Source organism: Streptomyces sp. N50 (assembly GCF_033335955.1).
Lineage (GTDB): Bacteria > Actinomycetota > Actinomycetes > Streptomycetales > Streptomycetaceae > Streptomyces.
This window is the reverse complement of sequence record NZ_CP137549.1, coordinates 9778069-9793830: the sequence shown is the minus strand read 5'-3', so window position 1 is coordinate 9793830 and position 15762 is coordinate 9778069. Positions and strand designations below refer to the sequence as shown.

The window sequence follows — 15762 nt, the reverse complement described above, 5'->3', positions numbered from 1 at the left end:
GCGCTGGAACCAGTGGTGGAACGCCGCACCCTTCCGACGAGCCGACCGGGCAGTTCCCCGGCCACGATACGAACGAAGGCACCGGCCGTGCCGGGGTCGGTTCCGGGGTGGGCCGGCTCATCGAACGCGGACGGTTCTCCGGACTGCCGAACCACCCTCCGGTGGTATGTGAGCGAGTGGCCAGATGATCACCGACCGCGTGGCCGGGATGCGCACCCTGCCGGTCGGCGTGGACCAGCGCAGCGCCTGCCGCCACCCCGACTGGACCGGTCCCGACGACCTCACCATCAAGATCGGCGAACTCCGCGAGATCACCGACTGGGAGAAGCCGATCTACGTCAAGGTCGGCGCCACACGCACCTACTACGACGTGAAGCTCGCCGTCCACGCGGGCGCCGACGTCGTGGTCGTCGACGGCATGCAGGGCGGTACCGCCGCCACCCAGGACGTGTTCATCGAGCACGTCGGCATCCCCACCCTCGCCGCGATTCCCCAGGCCGTACAGGCACTTCGGGAACTCGGCGTCCACCGCGAGGTCCAGCTCATCGTCTCCGGCGGCATCCGCACCGGCGCCGACGTCGCCAAGGCCATCGCGCTCGGCGCGGACGCGGTCGCCATCGGCACCGCCGCCCTCATCGCCCTCGGCGACAACCACCCCCGCCACGACGCCGAGTACCGCCGACTCGGCTCAGCCGCAGGCTACTTCGACGACTTCCAGGACGGCCGCGACCCGGCCGGCATCTCCACCCAGGACGAGGAACTCGCCGCCCGCTGTCTGTACCGAAGGATGCGGAGGGAGCCCTCGATGTGGTCGCCGCATGGCCCGGTCCGGGGCGCAAGGGGTGGCAGGATGACGCGGTGTCCGACTCTCTGCGTGAACTCTGGCTGCGCGGCGTCGCCTTCAATCCGGCGGCGCCCTCCGACGTACTGATACGCCTGCTGGATCAAGCGGCCGGTGAGGTCGGCCTGCTGATGTGCAAGGACCGCGATCTGCCAGACGCCGTCATCGACGCAGCGCTGTGCCACCCGGAGTGGCGGATCCGCGGCGCGCTCGCCCGCAACCAGCACGTAGACCCTTCGCGACTCGCCCCCTTGGCAACGGACCCGTCGGGACTCGTCCGTGCGCGGCTCGCCAACCCCCACCTCCGCCCCTGGCCCCTCTGGGTCCGACCGCTGCCTGACGACATCCTCCTCACCTTCCTGACCGCCCAGGACGGGGGCGAGGACGGCAAGGTCACCGCGCACGAGATCATCTCGGAGCTCGACTCGTCCCGGCAGATCCCGCTGTCCTTCTTCCGCTCCATGGCCGGGCACGAGGACCCCGCACTCCGGATACGGGCCACTTGGCGGTGGGAGTCGCTCACCCTGGCGCAGCGGGCGGGGCTGCTCGACGATCCGGACCCCGCGGTCCGTGAAGCGGCGAAGGACAGGAACTGGGAGCTGGACCCGGAACGGGTGGAGGCCAAGCTGCCGTCCATCCGTCCGGGCAGCAGGCCGTTCGTGCTCGGCAGGTGCGCCCTGTCGCCCGCGCTCGTCGAGCAGTGCTTCGCGGACGACACGGTGCACCCCCTGGCCCGGAACCCCCACACTCCCGCCGACGCCGTCGCCCGGCTCACCCGGCATCCCGAGGCGAAGGTCCGCGAGATGGTCGCCGCCCGGCCCGACCTGGGACCGGACCTGGTGGCGGAGTTGAGGGAGGACTTGGACGAGGACGTGCGGATGCGCGCACGCCTCCACTCCTTCCCCCGCACCTGGGCCGAGTACGACGTGATCGACCGGGTCATCGGGCACGGTCCTGGCTGCATCTGCCCGATCACCGAGCCGGACCCCGACCCGGCCACCGTGCCGTCGCCCGACTGGTTCGCCGCCTGCGCGGTGTCCGGGGAACCGGTGCTCCGACGGGTTGCGGCGAGCTGGACCCGCCTGCCCGCAGCACTTGTGGGGACACTCGCGCAGGACGACGACGAGGAGGTGCGGATCCGGCTGGCGTGCCGCCACCCGCTCGCTCCGCCGCACCTTCTCCTGGACGTCTTCGTCACCCGCCCGGACCACCGTTCGCACCTGCTGACGCTGCCCGGCTTCCCGCGCACCGGCCGGACCCACCTCATCGGTCACCCGGATCCCGAGGTACGCGCCCTGGCCGCAGCCGATCCCACCCTGCCCGAACCCCCGGTCGAAGACCCCGACGAGGCGGTGCGCCGGGCAGCCGCCGCCAACCCGATCCTGACGCCCGAAGTCCTGGAGGCGCTCCTCGCGGACCCCCGCACCGCGGAGGGAGCCGCGGCCAACCCGGCCCTCGCCGTCCCCCGCATGCACGCGCTCCTCGATCGCTGCCTGAACGGCGCCGCCACCCCACCACCGACCAGCCGACGCCGAGAGACGGGGACTGCTGCATGAACTGGTGACTGCGGGGTTTGTGCAGCCAGAGCCGCGGGTGGGGTCATGATGGTCTCGTACCCGACGGGGGTCAATCGGCCCAGGCGTCGTTGGCGCCGGCGCCGGTGGTAGGTCCGGCCATCGGCGTGCTGGCCGGTTCGACGTGCCCGGGGCTCACAGGGCACTGCCGTACTCCCCCGTCCCCCTGTCCTCATCCGCAACATCCGAGGTCAGGACCGGTGGCGGGTTTCATCAGGGAGTTCGCCGGAAGTGCTGCGCGGGGTGCGAGGGCCGCATAGCGTGCGATGACCGGGCCGTTTCCCCGCGTTCTCGCGGTCCGTGCCTTGTGGGGCCCACGACCCTCTAGGAGACCTTGGGATGTCCTCCGACAGCTCCGAGTTACACCCGCTGGCGCACCGGGCCGGACGGCATGCTTCAGCTGTGACGCCCGGGTGGGCCGTGGGCAAGGTCCGTCCGTGGACCGGCCCGCACCGGGACCTGCGGCTGCTGCGGCGGGCGTGCCGCTGGCAGCGACGGGTGGCGGCGTTCGCGGCGCTCGGCTATTTCGCGGCTTTCCTGGCACTGACCGTCAAGGTGCCGTCCCTGATGACGCGGCCGGCGCCCGGCGGGCTGCCGTTCGGATTGGTCCTGGCGCTGGTACAGCTGCCGGTGACCTGGCTGGCGGTCATCTTCTACGAGCTCACCGCGCGCCGCTTCGTCGACCCCCTCGCCCGCCGGGTACGACGGGCGGCGCGCGAGGGACGTGCGGATCGTGAGGGGTGGGGGCGGTCGTGACGGACTTCGCCGGTCCCGCGCAGTCCTGGTCGCTGGTGGCGTTCTTCAGTGTCGTGACCCTCACGCTCCTGCTGTGTGTGATCACCGGTCCCGACCGGGACGACCTGGACGAGTTCTACACCGGCTACCGGTTGCTGTCCCCGTTGCGCAATGGCCTGGCCATCGCCGGCGACTACATCTCCGCCGCCACCGTCCTCACCGTCGGCGGCATCATCGCCCTGTGCGGCTACGACGGCGTCGTCCTGGCGCTGAGCACGCTGCTGTCGCTGCTGCTGCTGATGTTCGTGCTGGCCGAACCCCTGCACCACACCGGCCGGTTCACGATGGGGGACGTGCTGGGACGCCGTATGCCCGGACGGGCGGTGCGCATCACGGCGTGCGCGGTCACGCTGGCTGCGCTGATGCCCATGATGGTCGTCCAACTCGCCGGTGTAGGACAGTTGCTGGCATTCGTCCTCGGCTTCTCCGACGGCGCGATGCGCACGGGGTGTGTCGTGGGGGCGGGGGCGCTGATGATCACGTATGCGGCGATCGGGGGGATGCGCGGGACCGCGCTGATCCAGATCCTGAAGACGGTCATCCTGCTCGGTTCGGGGCTGGTGGTGGCCGCGCTCATCCTGCATACGTTCGGCTGGAGCCCTCGCACCCTGTTCGAGACGGCCGCGCACAACAGTGGTGCCGGGCCGGGGTATCTGCGCTACGGGCTGCAGTTCGCGGGCGGACAACATCCGGCCCTGGACATGGTGAGCACGCAGTGCGCGATCGTGCTGGGCGGCGCCTGCCTGCCGCACGTCACCATGCGCATGTACACCGCCGGCAGCACCCGCCAGGTACGCCGCGCGATGTCCTGGGCCGTCTCCGCCGTCGCCCTGTTCATGGCGGTCATGACCGTCATCGCGGTGGGGGCGACCGCGCTGATCGGGGGCAAGGCGGTCGCGGCCGCCGACCCACACGGCAACACCGCCTACCTCCTGGGGGCGCGGGCGGCGTTCGGGACCGGCCTCTCCCGGGCGGAGGGTCTACTGTTCACCACCGTCACCACAGCGATCTTCCTCACCCTCCTGGCATCGGTAGCGAGCATGACGTTGGCGTGCGCCAACTCCCTGGCGCACGACGTGCTGGCGCGTTCGGGTACAGCACCGTTGCGGGAGATGGCGCTGGCGCGGCTGGCCGCCCTGGGGGTGGGGGTACCGGTGATCGCACTCGCCGTACTCGCCCAGCACCGCAGCCTCCAGCCCCTGGCCATCATCTCCTTCTGCCTCGGCGCCTCCGCCATCGCACCCGCCCTCGTCCTGGGACTGTTCTGGCGCCGCTACACCCGTGCCGGCCTGCTGGCCACCCTCATCGGCGGCACCCTCAGCGTCCTCGTCCTCATGACCGGCACCAACCTCGTCTCCGGCACCCCCCAATCCGCCTTCCCCGACACCGACTTCAACTGGTTCCCCTACACCACCACCGCCCTCGTCTCCGTCCCGGCCGGCTTCCTCTGCGGAGTCCTCGGCACCCTCCTCTCAGGCAGGCGCGCCACCGCACGCGAACGCAACCACTACGAAGCCGTCGAACCCGTCCTGCTCGCCGGGCCACCTCACCCCCGCAACAACTGACAGAACGGCACACAGGACAACACCCCGGAACGGCACGGCACGAGCGGCGAGGCGAGCGACACAGGGACTTGTCCTGCGCCGCAGTACAACCGCTACGCCCCCCGCGGGGGGGGTACGGAAGCCAACCGGAATACAGGACCGTGACAGCGCAGGCCGTGAAATCACCGACGGTCCATCCCGGCACACCGCGACAGAACGGAGCGGAGCGGAGCCAGCACTTGCAAGGATCTGACGAATGGTCGGACACCCTCCCCCGTCGCACATCACCCCAGGCCAAGACGTGGGGGTGGACCGCGGGGCGTGCAGTCCCGGAGGCGTCACACGGCCGTGCCCACGGTGCTCGCCGAGCCGGCCGCATGCCCGGGTACGGCACTCTCCCCCGCGCGACCACCGTCCACCGCACGGCCGGTGTCCGCCGTATGGCCGGCGTCCGCCGCACGGCCGAGGATCCAGCTCAGCAACGGCCCCGCCATCACGGTCGTGACCACGGCCATCACCACCATCAGCGAGTACAAGTCCGGGCCCAGGAAGCCCAGTTGCAGGCCCGCGTTGAGGACGATGAGCTCGGTCAGACCGCGGGTGTTCATCAGTGTCGCCAGCGCCGCGGACTCCCGCACCGGCATCCCGTTCAGACGGGCCGCGGCGAACGCACCGGTGAACTTCCCGCCCACCGCCACCAGCACGACCAGCCCCAGCACCCCCAGTCCACCCGCGTCCAGACCGGACAGGTCGACCTGAAGACCGGCGACCACGAAGAACACCGGCAACAACAGAATCCCGCTCACCTCACCCAGCCGCTCACGGACACCGGCACGCAACCGCTCACCACCACCCAGGGGCAGAACCACACCGAACAGGAACGCGCCGAAGATGTAATGCAGACCCACCCACTCGGTCACCCCGGCCGACAACAGCAGGCCCACCAGGACGGCCGCGAACACCGCCGGGGACAGCGTCAGGGCGGGGCGGCGGACCACGAAGCGGCGGAGCAGCGGTCGCAGCACGAAGAGCATGCCCAGCAGATAGGGAACGGCGAGCAGGATCCGCCACCGGTCGGGACCGGCCCCACCACTGACGGCGACGACACCGGCCAGCAGCGACCAGGCCAGAACATCGTCGACGGACGCACACGCCAGCGCCACCACACCGAGCGGAGAACGGGCCATACCCCGGTCGGTGAGGATACGGGCCAACACCGGGAACGCCGTGATGGACATGGCGATCCCCACGAACAGCACGAACGCCGTCCGATCACCAGTGCCGTAGCCGTCCACCAGACACAGCGCGAGCAGCACCCCCAGTCCGAACGGCAGCAGGACAGAACAGAAGGACACGGACGCGGCGAGGCGCCCCCTTCCACGCACCAACGCCACGTCCCAATCCAGACCGACCAGGAACATGAACACCGCGACACCCAGCGCGGCCAGAGCACCGAGCAACGGCCGTACACCAACCGGGAAGAGGGCACCCGAGACCGCACCGTGGAAAAACGTCGATCCCAGCACGATCCCGGCAAGAACCTCACCGATCACCGCCGGCTGGCCCAGACACCTGGCCAGCGCACCCAGCACACGGGCCAGCAACACAACGGCAGCCAGCCCCAGAAGGAGGGCGGAGGTCTGATCGGTGGTCATGGCGATGGGTCTCCATAGGATGAGGTCCGGCCCGCGAACAGAACAAACCTGAAGCCGCACCACGCCGACGGCGGGCGGGCGACGGTACAGGGACCGGAAAACCACACAACCCGCCACCCACTACGTGACGTCACCAGGACTCTCCGCACCGAAAACGCGCCACCAAGCATCGGGAAGAGCCTCTCCGCGCTCCGTCAAGCAAGGCGCAGGGGCCGGGGCTCGCTTCGCGGGCAGGGATCCGTCCCGCAACCCGCCAGAGCACAAACCCGGGGACAGGACGGATCCCTGCCCGCGAGGCGCGTGTGTCACAGCATCTGCCGGCGGAGACCGGCCCCGTCCGCGAACCGGATGAAACCCCGAGACGGCCCTGAGCCCACCGCCTGGACGGGAACGAGCACCACGGCACCTACCGGCAGGGACCAGCCCCGTCCGGGAACGGAGCAAAGGCCCCGATGTGGTCCTGAGCCCACTGCCGGAACGAACGGGCCGGACGCCCCGTCAAGACGCGGACAGTGTCCTCCACCTGTGCCTTCGCGCCCGCCCGCTGCCGCTCCGCACTCGCCAGCAGAGCCTCCACCACAGGAGGCGGATAACGCCGGCCCAACGCGGCGCGCGCCTGATCCGGGGTCAGTTCCTCGAAGCGCAGGGGGATACCGAGCAGCCGCCCCAGCTCACGGGTCTGATCGACAGCCGTCACCGCCTCGGGACCGGTCAAGGTGTAGGCACGCCCGCCATACCCCTCTTCCGTCAGAACCCGCACCGCCACCTCCGCGACATCACGCGGATCCACACAGGCGTTGGGCGACATCCCGTACAGCCCACGCACCACACCCTCACCACGCACAGAACCAACCCACGACAGACAATTCGACATGAACGCACGCGGACGCACCAACGTCCACCCCACACCACAACCACGCAACAGGTCCTCGTTGGCACGCTGCCAGCGGGTAACCAGATCGTCGGCCCCCGCATCCACAACACCCGCCGCCGACAGTTTCACCACCCGCCGCACACCGACCCCGCAAGCAGCCGAGACGAAGGCCGCGTCGTCACTGCCGTCGACACAGGTGGTGACCAGGAACGCCTTCTCCACGCCCCGCAGCGCCCGGTCCAGCGACGGCGGATCCGTGTAGTCCCCGGCGACCACCTCCACCCCCGCTCGCGTCCCCGCCTCCGGGAACAGTTCCACGGCCTTCGCCGGGTTCCTGGTCATCACCCGCACACGCAGGCCTGCGGGCAGAGCGCGGACCATTTCCCGTCCAATCGTTCCCGTCGCGCCCGTCACCAGGATCACCGGGGACTCCCCACACCCGGCCCGCGACGCCACCCACCGCCCACCGCCATCCGTTCCCCGTCCCCATCCCCGTCCATATCCATTGCTCCGCGCCTCCCGCCCCTTGTTCCCCATTCACGGTTCCTTTTTACGGGGATTATCTGCGAGTCATCCCGCTTATTCCGTTTCCGGCCCGCCGGGTCGGCCAGGGTGCCGTACGGGCCTGCCCGTGCGGGAGTCGCTCACCGTAAGATCCGGACTGGACGGTTTTTATTGGGCCCCATAGCTCACCGGACACAGAAGACCGGGGCGACGACGCAGGACAGCACACACCCTCACCCGCCAGCCGATTCCCACCACCACGGTCGACGCCTTCGAGGAACCCAACCACCGAGCCCCCACCCAGGCGAGGCACCCCCGGACACAACCCCCACCAATCCCCACACCAAACGCCGTAGACTATACGAACCGGACGGTATTTTTGAACGGCGGGCATCCCACCCGCGACGAAAGAAGCCAGCCCATGCCACAACCCAAACAAGACCGCGCCATCCGTACCCGCCACACCATCCTCATGGCCGCCGCCGCCGTCTTCGAAGAACGCGGCTACCAAGCCGCCACCATCAGCGAAATCCTCAGCACCGCCAACGTCACCAAAGGCGCGCTCTACTTCCACTTCACGTCAAAGGAACAACTCGCCCAAGGCGTCCTCGCCGCACAGGATCAGTCAATCGCCGTCCCCGACCGCCCCTGCAAGATCCAGGAACTCATCGACACCACCATGCTCCGCGCCTACCGCCTCCAGACCGACCCCCTCGTCCGTGCCGCCGCCCGCCTCATCCTCGACCAGCGCGCCGACGGCCTCGACCGCACCGGCCCCTTCCAGCACTGGACCAGCGTCACCAACGAACTGCTCGACAAGGCCCAGAAGCAAGGCGAACTCCTCCCCCACGTGAACCCGGCCGAGACCGCTCGAGTGCTTGTCGGTGCCTTCGCCGGCGTCCAGGCCATGTCCCAGGCCACCACCAACTACCAGGACCTCCCCGCCGGCGTCTCCGCCCTCCTCCGCCACACCCTCCCCACGGTCGTCCACTCCTCGGTCCTCGCCTCCCTCGACCTCACCCCCCAACGCGGCCACGCCATTCACACCGAGACCACGGCAACCGCAGCACCGGACGCGGCAACGACGGAGGCAGCGGCCAAAGCCACGGCGGCCACACCCACAGCGGTCAACTGACCGCCCCCAGGGACCCGTTGGTCGGCCCGGCCCGTACTCCGGCAAGCCCTGCTCGGCCCGCGGATCGAACCCGGCCTCTCGGTCCGCACGCCAACCCGGTGGCGAGCGGCTCCAGGCGGGCAAAAGCCCGTCCCGGCAACGGTCGCAGGCGATTTCCGGCTCGCCAGGTGTCGGCGACAGTGCATGGTGATCCAGTGAGCGACGACGACACCACCGCACCGGCCCCGCAACCGACCTCTGCGGAGAACCGGCACGCCAGCTGGCTGGAACTGTTCTTCGACCTGGTCGCCGTGGCGGGCGTGGCGCAGATCGCGCACCTGCTGCACGGTGTCCCGGACGTGACCGACCTCGGTCTGTACGCGCTGCTGTTCCTCGCCTTCTGGACGGCTTGGATCAGTTTCACCCTGTACGCGAACGTGGCCTACGAGAACACCCACACCCGGACCGTGCTGGCCGCGATGTTCGGCATGGCCGTCATGGCCGCGGCGGTGTCGGGGGTGCACGAGGGGGACGACCGGCACGCGCGGGTGTTCGCCCTCGCCTACGTCCTGATCCGGCTCCTGGCGAGCCGGGCCTGGCAGCACCGGCGTCAGGTCCTGGTCGACTGGCCGGCCGCCCAGATGTCGCTCGGCGTCATCCCGTGGATCGTCTCCCTCTGGGCGCACGATCCGACGCGCTACTGGCTCTGGGCCCTCGGTATCGCCCTTGATCTGTACGTCACGTTCGCGGTCTCCGCCCGCGACATCGTCGAGCACCAGGAGGCCCGGGAGCGCCACGACAGCAGAACCGCCCGGCGCGATTCCGCACGGGGCACGTCGCTCGCGCGGTCGCAGACGGAGCACCTGAGCGAGCGGCTGGGCCTCTTCGTCATCATCGTGCTGGGTGAGGGCGTCGCCCAGCTGGTCGAAGCCACTTCGGACGCGGAGTGGGACAAGAAGCTGTACCTGCTCGCCGTCGCGGCGTTCTTCCTGCTGGCCACGCTGTGGGCGTTGTCCTTCGGGCACGGCTACGCGGGGGTGCCGCACCTGGCGGCAGGGGTGCTGCCCGCCCGTGCGGCGCTGCCGCTGCACTGTTTCGTGTCCGGTTGCCTCGCCGCCCTGGCCGCCGCCCTGGGAGCCGCGGCCGGTCACCTGGAGACGCTGCCGGACGCCACCCGGTGGCTGCTGTGCTCGTCGCTGGCCGGGTACTTCATGCTCAGCGGACTCGCCTGGCTCGGCCGGGCCGGGCGGGAACAGCGGTGGCTGCTGTCCGTGGCCCTCCCCTGCTGCGTACTGCCCCTGCTGCTGGCCGCGTTCGGCGCACATGTCCGCACCGTGACAGTGGTCTGGCTGCTCGTCCTGATCACCCTGTGGCCGATCCTCTACGAGCGACGGGCGACGAAGCCGTCCAAGCGGGCGGTGCGGACCGGGACTTGAGCCATGGGGCGAGGTTGTACCGGCGGCGGGGACTCGGGCAGGCTGACTCCCCCGCCGCCAGGAGGAGCGGGACGACCAGAAGGAGTCTCAGGCATGATCGACTGGGTGCTTCTCCGTACCGGAGCACGGCCCGTCCCCTCGCCCTTGGCCACACCACTGGTCTGGGCCGCGGCATCCGGCGGCGCGTTGGTGCTGGTGGCACTGCTCAACGCGCTGATAGGTCCCGATCGTCCATCGCCCGCGCTTGCCGCGCTGTCCCTGCTGTCGGTGCTGCTCGGCCTGTGCGCCCGCTTCACGGCGGCGCCCGGCACCGCGGTGCTGTGCTGGCTCTTCCTCAACGGCTTCGCCGTACCGCCCGCAGGCACCCTCACCTGGGCCGGACACCGTGACGCGTTCTGGCTCGCCTGCCTGTTCACCGCCGCCCTGGTGGGCACGGCTCTGGCCCGGCTCGTCCACGCCCGAGCCGCCTACCGCCGTCTCACCACGGACATCGGCGGCCCGACACAGACCGAATCATCATGAACGGCGTAGCGGCTCGCCCGGCCATACCATCGTGCGGCCGCCCAGGGTTCCCTCCCCGAGCAGGCCACTCTGTCGGGTGACGGCCCGCGCCATCGTGACTGCTCACCGAACCGAAAAGAGCCGTTTCCGGGCTACGTGGCCAGATCCCTCCTATCGTGGAACGACACAGTGACCCTCGGCGTCGAAACGGGCAGGCCATGCAGGATCCGGAGATCGACTACGCGGCGGTCTTCCGCGCCCTGCCCGGCATGGTGGCGCTGCTCACCCCCGACCTCGTCTACGTCGACGCCAACGAGGACTTCCAGCGCCTGTCGGGGCGTAAACGCGAGGAACTGGTCGGCCGCTACATCTTCGACGTCTTCCCCGAGAACCCCAAGGACCCGGCGGCGGCCGGCATGCGCGAGACCCGGGAGTCGATGCGGCGCGCGGCGACCACCGGCGAACGCGACACCATGGCACTGCTCCGCTACGACATCGAGGACCCCCAGGGGACCGGCCGCTGGGTGGAGCACTTCTGGAGCCCGGTCAACGCGCCCGTCCGGGGCCAGGACGGCGAGGTGACGCTGATCGTCCACCGGGTGGAGGAGGTCACCGAGTTCGTCCGGGCGGTCGGCGGCCGGTCCGGCGACAGCCGGGCCCCGGTGCTGGAGGCCGAGCTGTACACCCGGGCCCGTGAGCTCCAGGAGGTCAACGAACGGCTGCGCACGGCACACGCCCATGAGCGGGAGGTGGCCCTGACCCTCCAGGCGGCGATGCTGCCCCCGCCGCGGCCGGTCGGTCACCACCGGGCGGCCGTCCGCTACCGGCCCGCCATGAGCGCCCTGAACGTCTGCGGCGACTGGTACGACCTGGTCGACCTGCCCGACGGCGGCATGGCGGTCGCCGTGGGCGACGTCGTCGGGCACGGCCTGGCGGCCGCCTGCGCCATGGGCCAGCTGCGCAGCGCCCTGAGCGCTGCCTGCCGGGTCGCCGACGGGCCGGGTTCCGCCCTGGAGGCACTCGGTCTGTACGCCCGTTTCGTCGAGGGCGCCGAGTCGGCCACGGCGGTGACGACGTTCATCGACTGGGACGACCACACCATCACCTACAGCTGCGCGGGCCATCCACCCCCGGCCCTGCTCGCCCCCGACGGCACGGTCACCTTCCTCGACCAGGCCACGGACCCGCCCCTGGGCGCCCGACCCGAGCATGTCGGCCGGCCGGAGACGAGCGTCCCCTTCGCCGAGGGCGCCACCCTCGTGCTGTACACCGACGGACTGATCGAGCGTCGTACGGAGGACATCGACCGCGGTCTGGCCCGCCTCGCCGACTCCCTCGCCCACCACCGCCACGCGGAACCCGAACCCCTGGCCGACGCCCTCCTCGCCGACCTGCTCCCGGCCGAGGGCAACACCGACGACACGGCCCTGATCGTCCTGCGCCTGTGACGGCGGCTTCGCCCGGCGCCCCGGCCCGACCAGCGGCTCCGGTCCCCGCTCGTTCCGCCTGCCGTGGCGGCCCGTCAGTCTCCCGTTTCCGGTGCCTGGGCCACCCTCGACTCCCGCTTGTCGGCGGGCAGTTCCTGTTGGACTCCGCGTCGCAGGCCGAACAGGGCGACGACGAAGGCGACGGCCATGATCAGGCTCATGCCGAGCAGCACCGAGCGCGTCGCCTCGGCCACGCCCAGCCGGACGAAGTGCGGAATGGACGCGGTCCCACCACTGCCCTGTCCTGAGCTCAGCTGGGAGATCGACCTGGCCTCCCGGCTCGCCGCGTCGTGGCCCATGCCCCGCGCGGTCAGGGACCGGGTGATCCGTGACTGCAGCACCGAGGCGAAGACCGTGCCGAGGACGGCCAGGCCCAGGCTGGAGCCGTAGTTGCGCACGGTCTGGGTGACTCCGGTCGCCTCGCCGTAGGAGAGCTGGGGCACGCGGTTGACCGCGTCGGTGTTGGACTGTCCCAGCATCAGCCCCATTCCCGCGCCCGTGAGCACGATGCACCACACGATGCGGCTCTCGCTCAGCTCGGTCACCCGGCCCGCCCACAGGAAGAAGCCGACGCAGGCCAGTGCGCAGCCCAGCACCACGGGCCGCTTGGCGCCGATCCGGTCGAGCATGCGTCCGCCGACCTGCGCGGCCACCACGAAGCCGAGGAAGAAGTAGAGCAGGTCGAGGCTGGCCTCCGACGCCTCCTTTCCGAGGGCGACCTCCGCGTACACGCTCGTGAAGAAGAACACCGGCACGAAGGCTGCCATGGCCACGCCCAGGACGACGTTCTGTACGGAGAAGGCCCGGTCGCGGAAGAGTTCGACGTCCAGCAGCGGATGGGCCGTCCGCCGCTCGACGAGGACGAAGACCACGAGCAGCAGCAGGCCCACGACGATGCACAGCCAGGTCGCCGCGGAGTGCCAGCCCCACAGATAGGACTGCTGGAAGCCGAAGATGCTCAGGCCCACACCGGCCACGATGAGTGCCAGTCCGCGGTAGTCCATGGGGGCCGGCCGGTTCGGGGTGTGCGGACGCGCCAGCGCGATGAGCACCAGGGCCACGACGGCGACGGGGATGTTGACCCAGAAGATGGCCCGCCAGGTCCATTGCGTCAGCCAGCCGCCGAGGATCGGACCGACCGCGGTGAGACCGCCCGCGACGCCGAAGAAGAGCGCGAGTGCCTTGCCGCGCTCCTGCAGCGCGTAGGAGTTGACCACGATGGCCAGGGCGGCCGGGTACATGAGCGCTCCGCCCGCTCCCTGGAGCGCCCGGAACGCGATCAGCCAGCCCTCGGCGACGCCGCCCTTGGGTGTCAGTCCGCACAGTGCGGACGCGGCGGCGAAGACGATCACCCCGAGGACGACCATGCGCCGGTGCCCGACGGTGTCGGCCAGCCGTCCCCCGAAGGCGAACAGGGCGGCCATCGCCAGCAGATAGGAGTTGATGGCCCACTGCACGCCGGTGTTCGTCAGCCCCAGCTCCTCCTGGATGTTCGGTGCGGCGATGGACACGATCGTCTGGTCGATGAACGTCATCGCGACCGCGAAGATCATCGCGGCCAGTGTCAGCCGCCGGGGCGAGGAGGCGGTTCCAGTTCCGGACATCGGTGTCCTTTCAGCCGTGTGCGCTTACGAGGGCCGACGGTCCCCCTGCGGTCGGCGCCGGGCGGTACAGGGCATACCGAAGAGGTTCAGCGGAACACGTCATACCGGCATCTCCACTCGCCTCGATGAGGCTCATGGTCGCCTTCATCTGCGACTTCCGCATCCGTCGGCCGGCCCGGCACCGCCGGGAGATGCCGGCGTCCGCCGCCGCTCGGCACGGTGACGAGGGGAGATGCCACCTCTACGGCACCCTTGCGCTCGCCTGCTCCAAGCGGGTCGGAAACGACCGCCGGCACGTCACACCGGGGCGGCGTCCACCCCGGATGGACGCCGCCCCTTCCCGAGCGGCCGCGACACTGCACCGGCAGAGCCGACAGGGCCGGAACGGGTCTGGTTCGTCACCTGACGTCGACGAAATCGCCTGTCGCCGTGGACGGTCCGGTGGTGGGGGTACCGGTGAAGACGAAGCGGTAGTAGCCGTCGGTCTTGGCCTTGGTGGTGGTTCTCAGCGAGCCTCCGACACCGCTGGTGACGGATTTCAGCGCCGTGTAGACGGAGCTTCCCTTCTTGCGGAACTGCAGGTGGACCGTCCGCCCCTGGTAGCCGGTGTAGGTGCCGCTCTCCCAGTTGGCGCGGGTCAGCTTCCCGGTGACCGTGATCGTCCTGCCCTTCTTCACCGGCTCGGGCGAGGCGTTGACCGTCAGGTTGGCGTACCGCTTGACGTTCGCCGTGCCGGCGACGTCGATCTCCGTCCAGTTGTCGTCGGTGTCCTGCGCCCCGGCGAGCACCTTCCAGGCGCCGGCGAGGCCGTTGTGGTCGAAGTCCCGCGCGGCGCTCACGGCGATGCTCACCTTGCAGGTGGAGGTCGTCGGGTCGGCCGGTGACACCACACATGTACCCGACGGCGGGTACAGCGGCAGGATGCCGTCGGCGTCGTCGGTGTTGGGACCGTGCCACAGGTAGGCCCAGGACGCGGCAACGCCCTCCGGGTCTCGGGCCGTCCACGTGATCGTGACGGTCTTTCTGGTGGTCAGGCCGAGCACGATGTCCTTGCCTCCGTTGACCACGACGTTCGAGAACGTGGTGTCGTCGGCAGCGGCCGGGTCCGCCGCTCGGGCGGTTGCCGGAAGCACCGATGCTGAAAGGGCGGCTGTCAGGAAAGTGACGGCCACGGCCGGGCGTATACGCATGAAGTCCCCCCTCGGGACACTGGGTTCGCCGCCTCCCCGCGCGACGAGACCTGACGGTGTGTCATCGGTGGCTAGACCCGTGAGGGGCAGTCCCGGTTGCCCTGTTCTCCGGACCGGTTCCGGCGGCCGCCGGGCAGGGAGACGATCAGGACCCGCGAGCGAAGACAGCCCGGAGCATCACCCCGCCCGGCTGCACAGAAATCGCGTTGTGGGCTCAAGGGCGCCGCCATAGGGTCACCGGCATGTCTCTACGTCTTCGCATGCGTCGAGCGCTGCCGGAAGCGATGCGCGCCCGTGACAGGGCCGCGGTGAGCGCCCTTCGCACAACCCTTGCGGCGCTGGACAACGCCGAGGCTGTCCCCGTGGAGGAGACCGAGCTTCGTGGCCTGGCCGTGGAGCAGTCGCCGGTCGGTGCCGGTGCCACCGAAGCGGCTCGGCGTGAGCTGAGCGAGGACGGTGTGGTCGAGGTCGTGAAGGCCGAGGCCGCCGAACGACTGGAGGCCGCGGCGCAGTTGACCGCGCCCGTACACGCGCACCGGGCCGCACAACTGCGCGCCGAGGCCGCCGTGTTGCTCCACTTCCTCGACGGTCCCGGCACCTCGCCCGTCGTCCCGCCGGCCACGGCGGGCGAGTGAACCCGGCG

The 15762-nt window shown here is 70.3% G+C and carries 13 protein-coding genes; 9 read left to right on the top strand and 4 right to left on the bottom strand.

What is annotated here, in order from left to right; genetic code table 11:
• The first annotated feature begins 184 nt into the window (after nucleotides 1–184).
• The 4 genes from R2B38_RS43460 to R2B38_RS43445 all read left to right on the top strand — a co-directional run bounded on the left by R2B38_RS43460 (nucleotide 185) and on the right by R2B38_RS43445 (nucleotide 4775).
• A complete protein-coding gene (locus R2B38_RS43460) occupies nucleotides 185–931 on the top strand; it encodes an FMN-binding glutamate synthase family protein (protein ID WP_318021326.1) in 747 nt (248 codons plus the stop codon).
• Nucleotides 859–2397 (top strand): hypothetical protein, encoded by a 1539-nt coding sequence (locus R2B38_RS43455; protein ID WP_318021325.1) that lies wholly within the window; start codon nucleotides 859–861, stop codon nucleotides 2395–2397. Before R2B38_RS43460 ends, R2B38_RS43455 begins: the two co-directional genes overlap by 73 nt.
• A 357-nt stretch (nucleotides 2398–2754) precedes the next feature.
• On the top strand, nucleotides 2755–3171 hold the full coding sequence (locus tag R2B38_RS43450; protein WP_318021324.1) for a DUF485 domain-containing protein: 417 nt from the start codon (nucleotides 2755–2757) through the stop codon (nucleotides 3169–3171).
• Nucleotides 3168–4775, top strand: a complete 1608-nt coding sequence (locus tag R2B38_RS43445; RefSeq protein ID WP_318021323.1) for a cation acetate symporter — start codon at nucleotides 3168–3170, stop codon at nucleotides 4773–4775. The genes R2B38_RS43450 and R2B38_RS43445 overlap by 4 nt, the downstream gene beginning before the upstream one ends.
• A gap of 317 nt (nucleotides 4776–5092) precedes the next feature.
• Here the strand turns inward: R2B38_RS43445 and R2B38_RS43440 are convergent, their stop codons facing one another.
• Nucleotides 5093–6409, bottom strand: a complete 1317-nt coding sequence (locus R2B38_RS43440; RefSeq protein ID WP_318021322.1) for a cation:proton antiporter — start codon at nucleotides 6407–6409, stop codon at nucleotides 5093–5095.
• Between the two features lie 406 nt (nucleotides 6410–6815).
• Nucleotides 6816–7706, bottom strand: coding sequence for an SDR family oxidoreductase (locus R2B38_RS43435; protein WP_318021321.1), 891 nt, complete (start codon nucleotides 7704–7706; stop codon nucleotides 6816–6818).
• A gap of 502 nt (nucleotides 7707–8208) precedes the next feature.
• Between R2B38_RS43435 and R2B38_RS43430 the strand changes: the two genes are divergently transcribed.
• From R2B38_RS43430 to R2B38_RS43415, 4 genes are all read left to right on the top strand, one after another.
• Complete coding sequence (locus R2B38_RS43430) at nucleotides 8209–8922, top strand: ScbR family autoregulator-binding transcription factor (protein ID WP_318021320.1); 714 nt, start codon at nucleotides 8209–8211, stop codon at nucleotides 8920–8922.
• A 194-nt stretch (nucleotides 8923–9116) separates the two neighbouring features.
• Nucleotides 9117–10337, top strand: a complete 1221-nt coding sequence (locus R2B38_RS43425; RefSeq protein WP_318021319.1) for a low temperature requirement protein A — start codon at nucleotides 9117–9119, stop codon at nucleotides 10335–10337.
• 93 nt (nucleotides 10338–10430) lie between these two features.
• Complete coding sequence (locus R2B38_RS43420; protein ID WP_318021318.1) at nucleotides 10431–10859, top strand: hypothetical protein; 429 nt, start codon at nucleotides 10431–10433, stop codon at nucleotides 10857–10859.
• A gap of 197 nt (nucleotides 10860–11056) precedes the next feature.
• Nucleotides 11057–12286 (top strand): PP2C family protein-serine/threonine phosphatase, encoded by a 1230-nt coding sequence (locus R2B38_RS43415; protein ID WP_318021316.1) that lies wholly within the window; start codon nucleotides 11057–11059, stop codon nucleotides 12284–12286.
• A gap of 74 nt (nucleotides 12287–12360) precedes the next feature.
• Here the strand turns inward: R2B38_RS43415 and R2B38_RS43410 are convergent, their stop codons facing one another.
• A complete protein-coding gene (locus R2B38_RS43410) occupies nucleotides 12361–13929 on the bottom strand; it encodes an MFS transporter (RefSeq protein ID WP_318021315.1) in 1569 nt (522 codons plus the stop codon).
• Between the two features lie 398 nt (nucleotides 13930–14327).
• Nucleotides 14328–15119 carry a hypothetical protein gene (locus R2B38_RS43405; RefSeq protein WP_318021313.1) on the bottom strand — a complete coding sequence of 264 codons (792 nt, stop codon included), beginning with the start codon at nucleotides 15117–15119 and terminating at the stop codon, nucleotides 14328–14330.
• A 284-nt stretch (nucleotides 15120–15403) separates the two neighbouring features.
• Between R2B38_RS43405 and R2B38_RS43400 the strand changes: the two genes are divergently transcribed.
• Complete coding sequence (locus R2B38_RS43400) at nucleotides 15404–15754, top strand: hypothetical protein (RefSeq protein WP_318021937.1); 351 nt, start codon at nucleotides 15404–15406, stop codon at nucleotides 15752–15754.
• Nucleotides 15755–15762: the final 8 nt, after the last annotated feature.